The organism is Pectobacterium peruviense (genome assembly GCF_002847345.1).
In the GTDB taxonomy this organism is placed as follows: Bacteria; Pseudomonadota; Gammaproteobacteria; order Enterobacterales; family Enterobacteriaceae; genus Pectobacterium; species Pectobacterium peruviense.
The window spans coordinates 336,227-352,969 of the sequence record NZ_LXFV01000001.1 but is presented as its reverse complement, the minus strand read 5'-3'; the positions used below and the strand labels follow the sequence as shown (position 1 = coordinate 352,969).

The following is a 16,743-nucleotide window of genomic DNA, read 5'->3' as shown; positions in this document are numbered from 1 at the left end:
ATTCATAATGTTGCGAAAGTTGTATCGTTCCTTTAATTAAGGCAAATTAAATCATCCTGATCTTGTTAAGAAAAAATAACCATGCACCTGAATTATCCTTGCCTGAGAGCGTTCATGGAGATCGTCCGTAGCGGCAGTTTTGAGGTTGCGGCTCGTAAACTTCATGTCACGCCGTCTGCCATAAGCCAGCGTATCAAGCAATTGGAAGATCAGCTTGGTCAGGTACTGATCGTAAGGGGGAATCCTTGCCGTGCAACACCGACGGGACAAGCGTTACTTCGGCACGCAGAACAGATAGATATGTTGGAGAATGAGCTCTTCAGTACGCTTGAAATGCCAGCCAGACAGAGTATCTCAGTGGCGGTAAATGCGGACTCTATAGATGGGTGGTTTCTGGATGCGATGGAAGATGCCTGTCACCAGTCCGGTATGTTGCTCGACATACTTGTTGAGGATCAGGAGCATTCAGCGACGTTACTGCGTGAAGGTCGGGTCATGGCCGCCGTCAGTGCCAGCTCGGAGCCGATTCAAGGATGCAGCGTAGAGTATCTGGGAACGATGCGCTATCGCGCCTATTGTTCACAGATTTTTCACGATACGTACTTTGCTGACGGCATTAATGCAGACAGTTTGCAGAAAGCGCCGCTTCTGATATTTAACAATAAGGACAGGTTACAGTCCTTATTCATTGAATCGCTGGTTCCTGAAGTGATTGAACCGCCTCAGCAATTTGTCCCTTCAACCGCAGCCTTTGTCGGCGCCATTTTCAGAGGGCTAGGGTGGGGGATGATCCCTGAACATATGGCATCACCTTATACGGAAAAAGGCGAACTGGTGCCGTTGCAAATCGGGAACCCGATTGATATCCGCCTGTACTGGCACCGTTGGAATATCCGCTCTGTGCCGCTGGAAGCATTAAGTCACAGTGTGCGATCAGCGGCCGTTAGGCATCTTTTTCAATCATTCGTGTTGGGACGCTAGCGGCGGCCTCGTAAATTCGTATTAGCAGACCATTCATAGGTTGTAGAGGAATCAGGCTTGAATTTATTTTTCTTCTTATCGGCCCGCGCTTGCTTTGCCACGGCTTCACGTTCCTTCATCAATTTATCGATGTAATCATCTTTAATGTGATTGCTTTCAGAGTTGGTCAGCGGACGATCCTGTTTTTTTCTCGCCTGATCGAGTAACGTCTTAAGTTGACGCTGTTCACTTTCTGTCATGTCTTTCTGAGTCAGTCTGGGCATGGGAATGGACCTAATAAGCGAGCTGGAAAACACATTGTAGAGGAAAACACTCTGAGTCCCAGCTAAATCGCACCCAATAGAAAGCATTGCTGCTTTTGAGGTAGAACAGGATCTTATCAAGACAGCCTGGTTTTTCTTTCCGTAGTAAATAATTAATGGTTACCGTTAACACAGTTGAATGATTGTTGATGCCGGAAAAAGTGTTTTTGCCGGATGCGGGGATTTGCTCAGCGAAACTGCCAGTTCCTGCCTGGCTGCTCATTGGTTCGCATAATGTATATTATGTTAAATATACTGTAATGGTAAATAAGTTCATAAGCCACATCCTCGTTACGATAAATCAACATGTTAGTAATTTCTGACTTCCCTCTCTAACCATAATTACTTGGACCAGCCAGCTTCTGCTGTATGTAGATCATCTAGCGTTGCGTTCACCGGCTACAATATCCGGGCAGCGTGTCTGCCCGGATAAATATTTATAAATGGAATAAACGAGAAATTTGTCGAAAACACATTTCCGGCCCCCACTCAATGCCCGTCAGAACCAGTATTTTAAGGGATTATATGTCAGGTAAATGTGTTTCTTCATGGATGTGAAAGATGTCCCTGAAAGCCTGAGCTTACCGAACGTTAAACCACCCCGTAGTGTCTTCGATAATGCCCCACAGTTTTCGAGGGATAGCAAGTGACTCGATGTCGCAAGCTGCCACGTCGAGAGCGATCGGATCTGAAGATTCACCACTAGCAATCCGAACCCAGTCAGGATTCATAACCAGTCCCTGACCGATTGCGGCAAGAGAAAGGCCCGCCGCGATAGCGTCGTCGGCTTGCTCCGGTGTCCTGATCTGGCCCGCAGCAATGAACGGTATGCGACCGTCGAGATGGTCTCGAACGATTTCAATAATTTTAGGACCGTTCGGCCCGTCGATTGGCCGAGCTTCCAACGCATTACCTAATGAAACATGGAGATAGTTGATACCAACATCTATCAAGTTATCAATGAGCTGAAGAGAGTCTTTTATGCGCAAGCCATCTTCATGTGATTCGTCAAGAGTGATCCGATAACCGAGCAGAAAAGGACCAGTGGCATATTCGGAAATAGTTTTACGTACTTCACTGGCAACTGCGAGTGGAAAGCGCATACGGTTATCAGGAGAACCACCCCAGCAATCGGTGCGTTGATTAAAATGTGGTGAGAAGAAGTTCTGCAGTAAAAAGCCATGTGCGCCATGTAGCTCAACACCATCAAAACCAGCTTCAATAGCACGCCGAGTTGCTTCACCAAAGGCCTGAACGACCATGAGAACTTCCTCATTTTGAAGTTCACGAGGAGTGACGGAGGGAGCCGACGGACCGGCATCCCCGGGAACGGCGCTTGCAGCAACAATGTCAGAGACGAGATCGGGGCGGGTTTTGACACCTGCGTGGAAAATTTGCAGGATCGCCGGTGCCCCACCGCTTTTTGCTGCTGCAGCAAGCCGCTTCAAGCTGGGAATAAATTTGTCATCATAAGCAGCAAACTCACCGGTAAATCCAATGCCATTTTCCTGTACATGCGTACAACCAGTAATGACCAGACCAATATCCTTCACACGTAAACGGTAATAAGCCTCTTCATCTTCAGACACCGTACCGTCGTCGTTACCAGACCAGGTCGTCATCGGTGCCATGACAATACGGTTACGTAAAGTAATACTCTGGCCCAGTGAGAATTTTTCAAAAAGTGCAGCGTGTTTCATCGATGATTTCTCTTATGCAAGATTTGTTTTGAAGAACGGGGCCAGTTTTTTAGCCGCAGCAGTTGCACCCTCGCCATCGTAAAGGTCCATGTGCGTCGCGCTTGGGATGATATAGAGTTCTTTTTGCTCTGAGGCAGCACTGATATGCAGTTGCTGGCTATGCCAGAGCGACCCCGCTTTGCCTCCGGCTATCATCAGTAGGGGCTGTGTGATGTAAATATCCGCCCCTTCAAATCCAGTGAAGGATGCCAGTGTGCTGATGCTGGTCATTAGCATCTGATTAGTTGATGTCGGGTATCTACCGCGGGCTGTTAAATAGTAATCAGCGGCTTCCTGAAGATCACGAGGTGCTGTAGTGTCCCCGATTTTAGGTACATAGTTGACATAGACGGGGGTTCCCCCCGCGGCTTCTGCCGAGCGCTGCTTAGCGACAGCGTCCAGAGTCTGAATAAGTTCAGACTCATTCGTATTACCCTCCCAGCCCTTCCGGGTTGCAGCACCCACATCTACCGCACTGACTGTTGCCAGCACTTTAATACGCCGCTCGGTCATAGCAGCTTTCACAGCAATGCCACTACCCGCGCAAACTCCCAGAGCACCGATGCGCGCGGTATCAACATAAGGCAGCGTAGTCAGGTAATCGACAGCACTGTAGAAATCACCGACACGTTTCATAGGGTCATCAAGAAAACGAGGCAAACCGCCGCTGGCCCCCTGATGTGACGCATCAAAGGCAAGCGTAACAAAGCCAGCGCCCGCCAACTTGAGTGCATACAGACCCGCCGTCTGCTCTTTTACGCCTCCGCCGGGGTGGACCACGACGATTGCAGCATACTTTTGATCTTCGCTGAAACCTTTGGGAAGATAGATATTACCCGACATCATAATCTCGTGATTCCTGAACATGACACTCTGGACGGTGACACCGTCAATATGGGTTGTCGTTCCGGAAGCACGCGGCGTCGGTGGAAGTACTGCTGATGCCTTCCCTGCCATCAAAAAGCCAGCTGAGACAACCGAGCTTTTCAGGATGAAATTTCGGCGGCTGAGTCCACCTGTTTTATTGCTCATTGCAAGACTCCTTCATTCATTCGATGACAGCGGCGAATAGTTCATTTGTCATTTCAGAAATCATCATACTTCCAATGATATTCAGAGATTAGATGCTTAATAGTGCATGAGCTTAGAAAGGTATTTTCTTAATAAAATCGAATCGATAAGATTCATGTCGACGGGGGTATTTATGTGGGGAAGTTATATGCTGGGATATCGGAGAGCATCAAGTACCAGCATAAAAGCACGCGAATGCTGCTTCCTGCTGGGATAGTAAAGATGATAAGCGGGCCTTGGAGGGCACCAGTCAGCAAGAACCTGAACCAGCTTGCCATTTTTTATCTCGGCATCTACCGTGTCTTTTGGCAGGTATGCGAGACCCAGGCTATCAAAAGCCGCCTGACGCATCATACTTATTGTGGCAAATGTCCCCTGCCCATCAACGCGAACTTTAATCTCATTACCCTCCTTATAAAACTCCCACGTATAAATGCTTCCCAGAGTTGGAAGTCGTAACTTAATGCAACTATGGTGGCTAAGATCACTGGGGATCACAGGAACCGACTTCCCTTTAAGGTAAGAGGGGGAACCCACCACAGCAAAACTAAAGTTTTCCGCAAGCGGCAGGGAGATCATGTCTTTATCAACCTGCTCTCCGAGTCTCACACCTGCGTCATAACGTTCCGCAACGATATCTTTAAGCCCGTACTCACTAATAATCTCAATATTGATATCAGGATATTTCAGGAGCATGGGCGCGAGTTTAGGCCAGAGGAGGGTTTCAGCTGCATGCTCAACCGAGGTGATGCGTACCGTGCCTGCCGGTTTTTCTCGCATCCCGCTGAGTGCAGCGATTTCATCTTCAATTTGATCGAAATGTGGCCCGATGCGACTGAGGAGACGTTCGCCAGCTTCGGTAACCGAGACACTGCGGGTTGAACGTGTCAGTAGGCGAATACCCAGATGTGCCTCCAGCGTTCTGATTGTGTAGCTTAACGCAGATTGTGAGACACCCAACTGTGCTGCTGCTTTGGTGAAACTTTGTTCACGCGCAACCGCGATAAAAGCCTGATAATCGTTAATATTCTTTCTGCGCATTGATAATCTCTCTTGATTAATCAACGCTGACTATACCATCTGATGGCCCAATAGCGCGCGATGTGCATTAAACCCATTAGATATTCTCAACCGAAACGTGTTTTCAGTTGAACGCACGACCCATATCGTCGATCTAATTGATGCGGCCTCAGAGCAGAATGGGCTCTATTGCTCTTTTCTGCATGGATAAATAAGTTCATATCTCACAGTGGCTTCTAAAGAAATCAACAATTTTGTAGATCATCTAGCCTCCTGATAAAGAATAATTTCGTGCCCTCACCTGCTTTTCAAAAGAAAACCAGCGTCCCTAGATATTAGGGCTTGGTCTATGAGGTTTGCTGTTGCGCCGTGGGCAGCCTTGTTATTTACGACGAGAACCTTTGCTGGCAGAAGGACGTAACGAGGATCTCTAATGCCAGCATTGTGCGATCCGTACTACAGCATCAGTAACGAGAGTATTTAGCTGATTCGGAATATCATGTCCCATGCCGTCAATAAGCATAAATTCCGCTCCTGGGATATTTATGGCAACGTCTTCACCATGTGAAGGTACAAACAGAGGGTCATCAGTTCCGTGGATCACCAGTGTCGGAGCCGCTATCCTGCTTAGCAGTGCCCGCCTGTCTCCAGAAGCAACAAGCGCCGCCATGTGCCTTGCAAATCCCTCAGGGTTGAAAGAACGCCTGAGTTCCTCTTTGAATTGGCTGCGGTACCTTTCGACATCAAAGGGATAGATCTTACCCGCTAACCGCTCAGCCAGTCGCAGGCGGTGATTGAGATATTCGGGTTCATTAAGGAAAGGATTGGGAGCAGGCTGCGTCATCAGAGCCATGACGTCCGACGTTGTCTGTGGCAAAGAAGGGTTTCCGGAACTCGACATAATTATTGAGAGCGACAGCACCCTTTCAGGGTGATGAGCGGCAATAATCTGGGTGATCATCCCCCCCATCGACCTGCCTACAAAATGTGCCGCTGCGATGGAAAGGCCATCCATCAGACCAATTAAATCCCCCGCCATATCATCTAACGTGTAAGGAACGTCTGGTTGACGGTTTGCTGACATGGCTTTATTAACCTCCCCCATATTTGGAACAGGAGAGTCGTAGAAATGTGAGGAACACCCTACATCGCGGTGATCAAAACGAATAACACGATAGCCTCTGCTTACAACGTTTTGACAAAATGCATCCGACCAACTGATCATCTGAGATCCAAGTCCAGCGACAAGGATGATAACTTCTGTCGATTCATCGCCAAAACTCTCAAACGCAATATTGACACCGTTATGTCGTATATGACCGTACATAATAAACTCCATGACCTTTTAACCGCGGATTTATGAACATCGGTATTGCTTGTTACTACGAAAGGTCGTGAAGCTCCTTATCGAATGGAGGAGTCAATAAGATGTCGGTAAACTCGGCGCTTAATCCCTTTCTTTTAGGAGAACAGCACATGACGCCAATGAATTTTTTTCCTGTCCCTGGCCATGTACACAACCTCAGCAAGGGCCAATTTTTCCCGTCAATCGAATATTGTATGCGTATGACGTCGCCTTTAGATGTTACCCGCATCCAAAAGTCGTCTGGATTTCCCGGAAAAACTCCTGTCGACCAGTCAGAGTTATTGTCAGTGACAACGCATCCGATAGCTGGCTGTCCATCATTAAATTCTATTCCGGCCTTAATCCAGGCAGTCTTCGTTCCTCCAATGAAAACCCCTGCCTGATCGTACAGCGTTTTGAAATCCGCTTTGATTCTGACCTGAAAAGTGAAATCGCTCTCAGTTTCTTTCCCGTACGCATGTCCGGTGTAATGGCTGAAGTCATAGTGCGTGTTTTCCCAAAAGTCCGTGTGCGCATCACGCACTATGACTATTCTGTCTTCGCTAACTTCTGAATATTCAGGACGATTTATCCATGTATTTTGCTCAGCTCCTGACAATGTCATTACTGCCTCCATCTTGAGTTACATTTCCGCTATCTTTAGGCTGCACGATGTGAAACGGTCTGGTACCGATTTCAGCACCGTTAATACGGTCTATCGCGACAGGCTGCACTTCAAGTCCAGTTTCATCATCAAGGATCCGCATGAGTTCACCTTCTCCGCGGTATTTTCGTCCCCATGCTTCATACATAAACAGCACAGGTAAAAAGTCCCGTCCCGACTCTGTGAGAACGTATTCCTCGCGTGGTGGATGTTCTGAATACAGCCTCTTTTGCAGAAGATTTTCCTGAGTCAGTGAGGCCAGTCGCTTGGTTAGCATCGTTGGCACAATCCCCAGACTTTTACGGAATTGATCAAAACGAGTCATTCCGGCATGGGCATCCCTGAGTATCAGCACTGTCCATGCATCCCCTAAAAAAACTAGGCTTCTTGCAATAGGACAAGATCCGCTTGAGAAATCTTTATTTTTCATAATATTCACTAAAATTAGGTTGGAACTTAATTGATTTTAAAACACATTTTTAAAATTGGATACCCGGGAACGCTGCTCGCCCTTGTAACTATCTTTTTTGTATTGACTCAATATCTAAACGATACTAACATCCATTTCGTCAAGCGTCCAATATTGAGGAACGCGTAGACCAGATAGACAAGGGCCTCTTTTCTGATACGCCAGCAGCACTGCTTATTGCTCTGCAGTTGCGGGAAATAGCAGCGCCGGCTGCTGTCAGCTAAGTGCATCAGGTTTCATAAAAATCGCTTGTTAGCGGTGCTTCACAGGATACAACAGCATGAAAAAAACGATCATCATCACGGGAGCATCCTCAGGTTTTGGATTGCTCGTTGCCAAAAGTCTGCAAAAAATCGGACACACAGTCATTGGTACCAGCCGTGAACCCGAGAAGCACCAACACAATGTCCCATTCAAATTGCTGAAACTTGACATTGACAATGAGGACTCCGTTGCCGCTTTCAGACAAAATGTGATAAGTGAAGTTGGCCGTTTAGACGTACTTATCAATAATGCTGGCTATATGGTGACAGGCCTGGCTGAAGAAACGTCGATCGATTTGGGCAGGAAGCAGTTCGAAACCAATTTTTGGGGAACTGTGCGGGTAACGAATGCTCTTCTCCCTTTATTCAGAGAACAAAAACATGGGCAGATTATCACGGTCAGTTCGATTGTCGGCCTGATAGGGCCACCCAACCTCTCCTACTACACCGCGTCAAAACATGCAGTACAAGGCTACTTCAAATCACTGCGTTTTGAACTTGAACATTTCAACATCAGCGTAAGTATGGTCGAACCGGTATGGTTTAAAACTAATCTTGGCCATAATGCCGTCGCAGCCACCGGAGAACGTATTAAGGATTATGATTCTTATCGTCTTCAGGCCAATGCCGCTACGCAAAAAGGAATTGAGGACGCCGAATCTCCGGAAGCCGTAGTGAGAACTATCGGTAATCTCATCGAGGCAAAAAAACCTAAATTCAGTAATCCGGTTGGCAAGATGACGGGGATGATTCTTTTCCTGCAACAGTACGCACCTGGGATGTTTGAAAGTTCAATTATTAAGAGTGTGAAGAGTGCTGTTTGATCATCATCATCCACATATTTTTTCTGGACTGACACGGGGGGTACATTCATTGCATTGAGATAATGTCTGTTTAAATAACTCTGCGTGATGAATATGCTCTTATCATATTTCGGGTTAAGTCTAGTGTGACTATGATTCCGTACCGTCTAATTAACACTTGTTCATATTAAAAATATCATGTACTAGGAGAAGATTGTGAAATTTTATTTGTGCAAATTTATTCCTCCAAGAAGTGACTTTCTGTCAACAATGACCGAGCATGAAAAATCATTAATGACCCAGCATGGTATTTACCTTAATAGCCTGATGGATCATGGCACTATCATTGCTCATGGTCCTGTCATTGATGAAAATGGTGGTTATGGCGTATCGCTGTTTCAAATCGCCGATGAACAGGATATCAGCGCACTAACGTCAGAAGATCCGGTTGTGAAAAATGGCGTAGGACATTACGAACATTATGTGATGCTCAGCCTTAAGTCACGTGACTGACAATTCTATTTCATGATGAATAATAATTTCATTACTTATTTATAGGAATTAACCGAGCTGAATTTATGCCCTATCAGTTTTTATTAAAAGACAATTAAAAAATGCCGATATTGGAAAGCCCATTCTCAGGATTTCAATCGGTGTTCTGCTTTTACCTTTTTTACATATTCATTATTGAACAATGATTAGGAAATATAAAATATGACAACAGCCCTTATTACCGGTGCATCCAGTGGCATCGGTGCTGAATACGCACGCCGTCTCGCAGCGCGTGGTCACAACCTGGTACTGGTTGCACGCGCAACTGAACGTCTCGAAAATCTAGCTACTGAATTGCGCAGCGCTCATGCCGTTGACATCGAGGTGATAACTGCCGATCTGACAGAAAACACCCAACTTGAACAGGTGATTCAGCGCCTTCAGGACGGCCCTTTCATTGATATTCTTGTCAACAATGCAGGCGCAGGTTTGGCGGGCGGATTTGCAGAAGCAGAGCCAGAGAAGATGCAAAATCTTCTGCAGCTTAACGTTGTTGCGCCCACCCTTCTCGCTTCTGCTGCGGTAAAAGCGATGGTAAAGGAAGGTCGTGGATCTGTCATTAATATTGCCTCGGTGCTGGCGCTATTACCCGAATACTCTCAGGGTATTTATGCAGCCACTAAGTCTTATGTTCTGACTCTCTCTCAAAGCCTGGCAAGTGAGCTGAATGCTAGAGATATTTATATCCAGGCTGTCCTGCCTGCCGCCACGCGCACTGAAATTTACGAGCGTATCGGAGCTGATATCAGCAACGTGCCTGACGTCATGGAGGTAGAAGAGTTAGTCAACGCCGCACTTATCGGTTTTGACCGTCAGGAGCTGGTCACAATCCCTCCTGTTCCTGACATTGAGGAATGGAATGCATTTGAGCATGCAAGAATGCTGCTTGCCCAAGGTTTCAGCAACAGCCGTGCAGCCGCACGCTATAGCAATTGAAAACCGGCTATTTCTTAAAATGGTAAATGTCAGCACTAGCACGACTCCATGATCTAAAAAGGAAGTCGTGCCCATATTAAATTTTCCTGTGAGATGGGCATATTTCCTAACACCATTCTGAGACTGATTGTTAGAGAAAATACCCAAAACTGCCATGTTTTTTATCTGCTGTGAAATGGCATTAATTATCTTATGACTAATAAGTGGAAGGAAATAAATATGAGTAACGCAGAACAGAATAGCCAGCACAACATCCAACAGGCCTCACCTAATGCAGCGGTGCAGTCCGGGCTTCAGGAGTGGCATCGCATCGTCGCTGAAGCCGATTGGAAACGGCTGCCTGATTTACTGGCTGAAGATGTTGTTTTCAGTAACCCGTCGACATTAGACCCCTACCACGGCAAGGGGCCACTGATGGTGATTCTGCCAGCAGTCTTCAGCGTACTTGAAAACTTTCAGTATGCTAGACACTTTTCCAGCAAATCAGGTTACGTTTTAGAGTTCAAAGCCAGCATGGGTGACGAACTTCTCACCGGTGTCGATATTATTGAATTTAATGATGCGGGTAAGATCACTGATTTCGTCGTAATGATGCGTCCTGCAAGCGTCGTAATAGACCTTTCCGCCGAGGTTGGAAAACGTATCGCCGCAGCACAAAGCTAAGTAGATATAGTGGCCAAGTAACACTGGCCACGGTTTTACGGTAAGAACGATATTATTTTTAATAACGCCAATCGTTCCTTTCATGTTCTAAACATGACATATCGAAGGAACTTGCGTTATTTTTTTAAACTGTTCGACATCATTAAGAGAATTAAATAACTTCATGTAATCAATAGCATCTAATCTAGCCTGCCTTGAAACCTTACTCCATGAACCAGGGTGGGGGATTCTAATGACTAACGTTTCTCCATTCCATAACATCAAGCTTATTTTTTTATTTTTAGAAGTTAATTTCTCACGCGAAGTTAAATTCATAGCATCTTCTAATAATGGGAAATTGTTATGGTACTTACCAGCAAAAAATATAACCTTTGGTTTGAGTTTATTTAACTGGCGAGATAATATAGAAACTGATTTTTTTGTGATGAACTCATATAGATCATTGTTTTTTCCTTTAAGATTAAAAAATGATGATTTTTTGTAATCACAAAGATAAAAATTAAGCCATTGAACAAGCTCACCATTATTAGACTCTTTTATTTTATGTATGTAGCGAAGAAATGAACTATCAACCTTACCTTGCGATAAAAGTTTTTTATGCGATGATTTACTGTTACATATTATTTTGTCTATTTTTTCTTCATCACTGATGGCGTTAAACAAATTACCGTGCCAGCCATTAGTCTCCTGCCCTATCAGAACGACATTAGAACCATCTAATTTAAAGCTATCAGATAAATCAGGAATGAATGGTGCGCTTATTTTATCAATGTATTCAATCCTCCCAATAGATAATTTATTAATATATTCACGAATGTCATTCAATTCATAATGATAATCAATCATAAGAAACCTTTAATATGTTAAACCCATAAAACTCTCTAAGGGGATATTACTGGTTGGGAGAATGGAACGAATACCAACCATAATTTTATCCTTTAGCTAAACCAGCCCCCTCCCTCGACAACGCTACCCTTATTCTGTAGCGCCAGAGAAACTGTTGATATTTTCCCCCTGTATACTGACTTTCCTTTTTGATTCAGCCCCTTTTCTATGACTAGCTCCAGAGTACATTTACTTCATATCATTGGCAGCCCGTGACTTGCGGGTAATTGCGACAGACTAGACTAAGTTTGTTCTTCGGCTCGAAGTCTTTATCCAGCATGCATCGTTGAGCATCCGCGGCTTTGCGCAGTGTCGGCACGTAAGGCACCGAACCCAAAGGCTGCGGATAACCGCATTGATACATCGCCGCCAGTGCTTGTTTGTCGTTTTCGATTTCATGAGAAAAATGCCGCGACGCTCCCGCTTTACGCCAACTAATCAAGGAAAACTGGCTCACGCCGGAATCCGGCTTAATCGGATGAAACCCTCTGTCTGCGACAAAAGGCAGCGCTTCTAGCTGGCGCTGACTCAAAGAGTATCCCTGCTCTTGCTTAATGCAGGCTGGGGTATCATGGTAGACACGAACGCTGCAAATTTTGAATCCGTCTTTACGGGTAAACCCCATACTCTCCATGCATTGGTAATACAGAACTGATTCATTGTCTGTTTTGGGGATATCGGGTCCGGGGAGCGGCACCCCGCATTTACCCATAGCGATGCGCACGCCGTCGATGTCCGTATTAGGACGTTTCCACTGCGTTAGATCCGGTGCTGGCGCGCATCCTGTCAGCAAGAGTACCGATGCTACTAGCAGAGGCAAAGTCACCGATGTCGATTTACAGAGCATTAAAATCCCTTATTTATTATTGTCTAGCGTGTAAGGAGAGATATGATCTTTCTGGCTTTTTCAAAGTGGTCTAGCTTCATCTCCATGATCCACCATTGAGCGACTTCCATGAGTAATTCCGGATCGTCATTCTTGTTGGCAAAAAAAGCATAAAATGACACGCCAACATTATCTCCTTTAGCCGCAATCTTGGCTTCACATACTCTCACGATCTTCGTCCGAATGCTGGCTCTCATTACCTTTCCTTGATGATTACTGAGGATGCTCATACTAGCACTTTGCTGATGTGATCCTGTGTATTGGTACCAACGTTGTCATACTCACATGGCTGCACAACATTGCCGCTCGCCCTGCTTTCTTGTACCCTTCCCTTGCTAACAGCCCAATTCTGAACACAACATCTGAAACTACCGGACTTTTACTACATGACCGCTCATATTTCTAAAGACCCTTTACATGGCGTAACGCTTGAAATGCAAGTTAATGCGCTGGTTGACCGTTTTGGCTGGGTTGAGCTGGGTAAATTAATTAACATCAATTGCTTCAAAAGCGATCCAAGTGTGAAATCCAGTTTAAAGTTTCTGCGTCGGACACCGTGGGCTCGCGCCGAAGTTGAAGCGCTGTATCTTGATTCTCTGGATGATGTTGCTCCCGTAAAATCAGATGATAGTGCCGTTGACCCATGGGCTAATAGTCGCAAAAATAAGAGCTAACCAACGTGAAAAAGCCAGTCGTACTTATTGCTGCTGCGCTTCTACTTGCCAGTTGCGCGTCCAAGCCGCCGAGTTCACTTGTCACCCCAGTCCCTCTCGTTAAACAGCCTCTTCCGGTCACACCTCAGCAAAGTCAGGAACCGGTACGTGGAGTCTGGTTGGCGACAGTCTCCCGTCTCGACTGGCCGCCGGTGACGTCAGTCAATGCCAGCAGCCCTGCCATCCGCGTTACTCAGCAGCAGGACGCGCTGAAAGGCAAGCTGGATAAATTGAAAAATCTCGGTATCAATACCGTATTTTTCCAGATTAAGCCTGATGGCACCGCACTCTGGCCTTCTAAAATATTGCCGTGGTCAGATATGCTGACGGGCCATATTGGTGAGGACCCTGGTTACGATCCGCTCCAGTTCATGCTTGATGAGGCGCACAAACGCGGTATAAAAGTCCATGCCTGGTTTAATCCCTATCGCGTATCCGTCAACACCAAGCCAGGAATCGTTACTGAGCTAAACCGCACGCTGTCGCAGAATCCGGCCAGCGTATTTGTGTTGCATCGTGACTGGATTCGCACGGCTGGCGATCGCTTTGTGCTCGACCCTGGAATTCCGGAAGCACGAAGCTGGATCACCAGTATCGTGGCCGAAGTCGTTGCGCGTTACGCGATTGACGGTGTGCAGTTCGATGACTACTTCTATGCTGAATCATCTGGTTCTGCGCTTAACGATGCAGAGACCTTTAAAAGATATGGTCAGGGATTTGGCTCAAAAGCCGACTGGCGGCGACACAATACACAACAGCTGATTGAGCAGGTTTCGCGCACCATCAAGCAGTTGAAACCCGAGGTTGAATTCGGTGTCAGCCCTGCTGGCGTATGGCGCAACCGGTCGCACGATACGGCAGGTTCCGACACACGAGGCGCAGCCGCTTATGATGAAGCCTATGCCGATACCCGCTTGTGGGTACAGCAAGGGTTGTTAGATTACATCGCCCCGCAGCTTTACTGGCCTTTCGCGCGCGACGCGGCTCGCTACGATGTATTGGCAAAATGGTGGGCGGATGTGGTGAAGCCCACAAGCACGCGTCTCTATATTGGCGTTGCACTGTATAAAGTGGGTGAACCGTCAAAGAATGAACCCGATTGGATGATAAAGGGTGGCGTGCCAGAGTTGAAAAAGCAGCTCGATTTGAACGAGTCTACGCCGCACATTAATGGCACAATTCTGTTCAGAGAAAATTATCTTAATCAGCCACAAACTCAGGAAGCCGTTAATTACCTCAGGAACCGCTGGGGCGGCTAGCTGTCATACAAAAAGAAGCCCGCCTAGGGTCTAATAGCAGACTTGGCGGGCTTTCTTTTTAACACTTAAATTTGAAAAACTTTACCGCCCACTGGCACGCCTTGCCCACTCTTATAGTTCCCTTTAACAACGTCTTCGGTGCGAAGATTATTAAATTTTGCATAGTTATCCACGGCATCCTTCGTGAAACGCCCTGACTCGTCGTGGCTAACATGTTCGCTGCTTTGCTTCCGGTAGTAAGTGATGGTAATGGTTTTGGGATTACTCATCTGTTGAGTCATATAATAGGCCATCTTGCCTCCGTCATCCGTCTCTGATTGTGAATGTCGATAAACGCCGCATGCAGGAGCAACTCGGTCTGCTGTGGCAGGATCGATAATAAAACGCGACATCAGCAGTCACCACTTCTGGAATGGCATACCACTTTTTACCTATCCTGCTTAGAAACCAATCAACTTATTGATCGAAAAATGATTTATGTGAAGCGCCATGAGTCAGAAGCGATCTCACCGTAGGCCATTTGTCGTGTGGTTCTCTGCTTTTCTGTCCAATTTCGCCCTGTGCCAGGAAAGATTTTTTGCTTATTTAATAAGCATGTAAGATAGCCATGGCATCATGATTAGCAATTAATCATTCAACCAGTTGATTTTTATGTGAAAAAATAAAGGTTTCGAAACGAAATAAATCATTGAGTCGGTGACTGAAAAACCCTATATTGGCCGCGTTTTTCTTATAGTAGTTACGTGTTTAATTCATTTATTCAACCGTGGTTGCCAGCGAGCACACGGTTGTAGGAGAGATATGATGACGGATAAAGTCCGTATTGACAGTTTAGGTGCGAATTCATTAAACGGAAACAATGAAACCTATTTGGCAAGACAAGCTGAATTTGAATCGAACGTGAGGAGTTATCCACGCAAATTGCCTCTGGCAATTGCGAAAGCCGAAGGCGTGTGGATCACCGATGTTGAGAATAATCAATATCTTGATTGTCTGGCTGGTGCGGGTACGCTCGCGCTTGGTCATAACCATCCTGACGTGCTGCAAAGCATCCAACGTGTCATTACTAGCGGCTTGCCGTTACATACACTTGATCTGACCACGCCGTTGAAAGATCAGTTCTCCGAATATCTGCTTTCCTTATTGCCTGGCCAGGGCAAAGAGTACTGCCTCCAGTTTACCGGCCCTTCTGGTGCCGATGCTGTTGAAGCTGCACTGAAACTGGCAAAAAAATACACTGGCCGTTCTGGTGTGATCAGCTTCTCTGGTGGTTACCACGGCATGACGCATGGCGCGCTGTCGGTAACCGGCAACCTGTCACCGAAAGAAGCGGTCGATGGCATGATGCCTGAAGTCCAGTTTATGCCTTATCCGCATCAGTACCGCTGCCCGCTGGGTATTGGCGGTGACGCTGGCGTTAAAGCATTAACCTACTATTTTGAAAACCTGCTCAACGACGTTGAGAGTGGCGTACGCAAACCTGCTGCTGTCATTCTGGAAGCCGTTCAGGGTGAAGGCGGCGTGAACCCGGCACCGGCCGAGTGGTTGCAGCGTATCCGTAAAGTGACGCAGGAACACGGTATTCTGCTGATCATCGACGAAGTTCAAGCTGGTTTTGCACGTACCGGTAAATTCTTCGCCTTTGAACACGCGGGTATTGAGCCAGATATCATTGTGATGTCCAAAGCGGTCGGCGGCGGCTTGCCATTAGCCGTACTGGGTATCAAGAAGCAGTTTGATGCCTGGGCACCGGGTCACCACACTGGCACTTTCCGCGGTAACCAACTGGCAATGGCAACTGGCCTGACGACGCTGATGCACCTCAAAGACAATCAGGTGGCAGATAAAGTCGCTGAGCAAGGTGAATGGCTGAAAGCCAAACTGGCCGAGCTGCAAAAACGTTATCCAGTGATCGGCCACATTCGCGGTCTGGGCTTGATGATCGGGATTGAGATCGTTAAGCCTGACGAAGCGCAGGATCACATGGGTTGCTACCCGGCTGACGGCGATTTGTCTGCGCTGTTGCAGAAAAAATGTTTTGAATCAGGCCTGATTCTGGAGCGCGGCGGCCGTAATGGTTGCGTTCTGCGTCTGCTGCCTTCCCTGCTGATCAGCAATGCTGAATTGGAAATCTTCCTGGATAAATTTGAAAACGCCCTGCTGTCTGCTGGCGTGAAGCCAGTCTGAGTGGA

The 16,743-nt window shown here is 46.6% G+C and carries 19 protein-coding genes; 8 read left to right on the top strand and 11 right to left on the bottom strand.

From position 1 onward, the window contains the following. The first annotated feature begins 81 nt into the window (after positions 1-81). The gene (locus A0G03_RS01640; protein WP_072062026.1) at positions 82-981 is read left to right on the top strand and encodes an HTH-type transcriptional regulator ArgP; all 900 of its coding nucleotides are present in this window, start codon (positions 82-84) and stop codon (positions 979-981) included. On the opposite strand, the gene A0G03_RS01635 is transcribed toward A0G03_RS01640, so the two are convergent. The 7 genes from A0G03_RS01635 to A0G03_RS01605 form a co-directional block, all read right to left on the bottom strand. Beyond that, positions 978-1,244 carry a YjbD family protein gene (locus A0G03_RS01635; protein ID WP_048260072.1) on the bottom strand — a complete coding sequence of 89 codons (267 nt, stop codon included), beginning with the start codon at positions 1,242-1,244 and terminating at the stop codon, positions 978-980. The two genes, A0G03_RS01640 and A0G03_RS01635, sit on opposite strands and share 4 nt — an antisense overlap. 620 nt (positions 1,245-1,864) lie before the next feature. Then, a complete protein-coding gene (locus tag A0G03_RS01630) occupies positions 1,865-2,983 on the bottom strand; it encodes an NADH-dependent flavin oxidoreductase (protein ID WP_048260073.1) in 1,119 nt (372 codons plus the stop codon). Between the two features lie 12 nt (positions 2,984-2,995). Continuing rightward, on the bottom strand, positions 2,996-4,054 hold the full coding sequence (locus tag A0G03_RS01625) for an alpha/beta hydrolase (RefSeq protein ID WP_241771505.1): 1,059 nt from the start codon (positions 4,052-4,054) through the stop codon (positions 2,996-2,998). A 183-nt stretch (positions 4,055-4,237) separates the two neighbouring features. Beyond that, positions 4,238-5,134 carry a LysR family transcriptional regulator gene (locus A0G03_RS01620; RefSeq protein ID WP_048260074.1) on the bottom strand — a complete coding sequence of 299 codons (897 nt, stop codon included), beginning with the start codon at positions 5,132-5,134 and terminating at the stop codon, positions 4,238-4,240. Positions 5,135-5,543: 409 nt separating this feature from the next. Continuing rightward, complete coding sequence (locus A0G03_RS01615; RefSeq protein ID WP_048260075.1) at positions 5,544-6,440, bottom strand: alpha/beta fold hydrolase; 897 nt, start codon at positions 6,438-6,440, stop codon at positions 5,544-5,546. Between the two features lie 55 nt (positions 6,441-6,495). Beyond that, positions 6,496-7,095, bottom strand: a complete 600-nt coding sequence (locus A0G03_RS01610; RefSeq protein ID WP_048260076.1) for a DUF1349 domain-containing protein — start codon at positions 7,093-7,095, stop codon at positions 6,496-6,498. Further along, on the bottom strand, positions 7,064-7,552 hold the full coding sequence (locus A0G03_RS01605) for a winged helix-turn-helix transcriptional regulator (RefSeq protein WP_048260077.1): 489 nt from the start codon (positions 7,550-7,552) through the stop codon (positions 7,064-7,066). Before A0G03_RS01605 ends, A0G03_RS01610 begins: the two co-directional genes overlap by 32 nt. A gap of 319 nt (positions 7,553-7,871) precedes the next feature. Here A0G03_RS01605 and A0G03_RS01600 point away from each other — a divergent pair, with 319 nt between their 5' ends. From A0G03_RS01600 to A0G03_RS01585, 4 genes are all read left to right on the top strand, one after another. Further along, complete coding sequence (locus A0G03_RS01600) at positions 7,872-8,678, top strand: SDR family NAD(P)-dependent oxidoreductase (RefSeq protein WP_048260078.1); 807 nt, start codon at positions 7,872-7,874, stop codon at positions 8,676-8,678. A gap of 195 nt (positions 8,679-8,873) precedes the next feature. Next, the gene (locus tag A0G03_RS01595; RefSeq protein WP_048260079.1) at positions 8,874-9,170 is read left to right on the top strand and encodes a YciI family protein; all 297 of its coding nucleotides are present in this window, start codon (positions 8,874-8,876) and stop codon (positions 9,168-9,170) included. A 201-nt stretch (positions 9,171-9,371) separates the two neighbouring features. Further along, positions 9,372-10,145: an SDR family NAD(P)-dependent oxidoreductase gene (locus tag A0G03_RS01590; RefSeq protein ID WP_048260080.1), complete on the top strand. Its 774-nt coding sequence runs from the start codon at positions 9,372-9,374 to the stop codon at positions 10,143-10,145. A gap of 219 nt (positions 10,146-10,364) precedes the next feature. Continuing rightward, complete coding sequence (locus tag A0G03_RS01585; RefSeq protein WP_053075311.1) at positions 10,365-10,808, top strand: nuclear transport factor 2 family protein; 444 nt, start codon at positions 10,365-10,367, stop codon at positions 10,806-10,808. An 87-nt stretch (positions 10,809-10,895) separates the two neighbouring features. Here the strand turns inward: A0G03_RS01585 and A0G03_RS01580 are convergent, their stop codons facing one another. The 3 genes from A0G03_RS01580 to A0G03_RS01570 all read right to left on the bottom strand — a co-directional run bounded on the left by A0G03_RS01580 (position 10,896) and on the right by A0G03_RS01570 (position 12,776). After that, complete coding sequence (locus tag A0G03_RS01580; RefSeq protein WP_048260081.1) at positions 10,896-11,654, bottom strand: hypothetical protein; 759 nt, start codon at positions 11,652-11,654, stop codon at positions 10,896-10,898. A gap of 238 nt (positions 11,655-11,892) precedes the next feature. Next, positions 11,893-12,540: a hypothetical protein gene (locus A0G03_RS01575; protein WP_048260082.1), complete on the bottom strand. Its 648-nt coding sequence runs from the start codon at positions 12,538-12,540 to the stop codon at positions 11,893-11,895. Between the two features lie 23 nt (positions 12,541-12,563). Further along, positions 12,564-12,776, bottom strand: a complete 213-nt coding sequence (locus A0G03_RS01570) for a DUF6500 family protein (protein WP_048260083.1) — start codon at positions 12,774-12,776, stop codon at positions 12,564-12,566. 189 nt (positions 12,777-12,965) lie between these two features. Here A0G03_RS01570 and A0G03_RS01565 point away from each other — a divergent pair, with 189 nt between their 5' ends. Continuing rightward, positions 12,966-13,253: a VF530 family protein gene (locus A0G03_RS01565; RefSeq protein ID WP_048260084.1), complete on the top strand. Its 288-nt coding sequence runs from the start codon at positions 12,966-12,968 to the stop codon at positions 13,251-13,253. 5 nt (positions 13,254-13,258) lie between these two features. Continuing rightward, positions 13,259-14,551 (top strand): glycoside hydrolase family 10-like protein, encoded by a 1,293-nt coding sequence (locus A0G03_RS01560; protein ID WP_048260085.1) that lies wholly within the window; start codon positions 13,259-13,261, stop codon positions 14,549-14,551. Positions 14,552-14,616: 65 nt separating this feature from the next. Here A0G03_RS01560 and A0G03_RS01555 read toward each other — a convergent pair whose 3' ends face one another. Further along, the gene (locus tag A0G03_RS01555) at positions 14,617-14,943 is read right to left on the bottom strand and encodes a hypothetical protein (RefSeq protein ID WP_241771506.1); all 327 of its coding nucleotides are present in this window, start codon (positions 14,941-14,943) and stop codon (positions 14,617-14,619) included. A gap of 412 nt (positions 14,944-15,355) precedes the next feature. Between A0G03_RS01555 and A0G03_RS01550 the strand changes: the two genes are divergently transcribed. Further along, on the top strand, positions 15,356-16,738 hold the full coding sequence (locus A0G03_RS01550) for a diaminobutyrate--2-oxoglutarate transaminase (protein WP_048260087.1): 1,383 nt from the start codon (positions 15,356-15,358) through the stop codon (positions 16,736-16,738). Positions 16,739-16,743 lie beyond the last annotated feature (5 nt).

Excerpts from the sequence above, each read along its gene's own strand:
- A0G03_RS01620 (WP_048260074.1), bottom strand. The coding sequence starts at position 5,134 with ATGCGCAGAAAGAATATTAACGATTATCAGGCTTTTATCGCGGTTGCG.
- A0G03_RS01585 (WP_053075311.1), top strand. The coding sequence starts at position 10,365 with ATGAGTAACGCAGAACAGAATAGCCAGCACAACATCCAACAGGCCTCA.
- A0G03_RS01565 (WP_048260084.1), top strand. The coding sequence starts at position 12,966 with ATGACCGCTCATATTTCTAAAGACCCTTTACATGGCGTAACGCTTGAA.
- A0G03_RS01610 (WP_048260076.1), bottom strand. The coding sequence starts at position 7,095 with ATGGAGGCAGTAATGACATTGTCAGGAGCTGAGCAAAATACATGGATA.
- A0G03_RS01590 (WP_048260080.1), top strand. The coding sequence starts at position 9,372 with ATGACAACAGCCCTTATTACCGGTGCATCCAGTGGCATCGGTGCTGAA.
- A0G03_RS01600 (WP_048260078.1), top strand. The coding sequence starts at position 7,872 with ATGAAAAAAACGATCATCATCACGGGAGCATCCTCAGGTTTTGGATTG.
- A0G03_RS01580 (WP_048260081.1), bottom strand. The coding sequence starts at position 11,654 with ATGATTGATTATCATTATGAATTGAATGACATTCGTGAATATATTAAT.
- A0G03_RS01640 (WP_072062026.1), top strand. The coding sequence starts at position 82 with ATGCACCTGAATTATCCTTGCCTGAGAGCGTTCATGGAGATCGTCCGT.
- A0G03_RS01605 (WP_048260077.1), bottom strand. The coding sequence starts at position 7,552 with ATGAAAAATAAAGATTTCTCAAGCGGATCTTGTCCTATTGCAAGAAGC.
- A0G03_RS01575 (WP_048260082.1), bottom strand. The coding sequence starts at position 12,540 with ATGCTCTGTAAATCGACATCGGTGACTTTGCCTCTGCTAGTAGCATCG.
- A0G03_RS01625 (WP_241771505.1), bottom strand. The coding sequence starts at position 4,054 with ATGAGCAATAAAACAGGTGGACTCAGCCGCCGAAATTTCATCCTGAAA.
- A0G03_RS01555 (WP_241771506.1), bottom strand. The coding sequence starts at position 14,943 with ATGTCGCGTTTTATTATCGATCCTGCCACAGCAGACCGAGTTGCTCCT.
- A0G03_RS01550 (WP_048260087.1), top strand. The coding sequence starts at position 15,356 with ATGACGGATAAAGTCCGTATTGACAGTTTAGGTGCGAATTCATTAAAC.
- A0G03_RS01615 (WP_048260075.1), bottom strand. The coding sequence starts at position 6,440 with ATGTACGGTCATATACGACATAACGGTGTCAATATTGCGTTTGAGAGT.
- A0G03_RS01630 (WP_048260073.1), bottom strand. The coding sequence starts at position 2,983 with ATGAAACACGCTGCACTTTTTGAAAAATTCTCACTGGGCCAGAGTATT.
- A0G03_RS01635 (WP_048260072.1), bottom strand. The coding sequence starts at position 1,244 with ATGCCCAGACTGACTCAGAAAGACATGACAGAAAGTGAACAGCGTCAA.
- A0G03_RS01570 (WP_048260083.1), bottom strand. The coding sequence starts at position 12,776 with ATGAGAGCCAGCATTCGGACGAAGATCGTGAGAGTATGTGAAGCCAAG.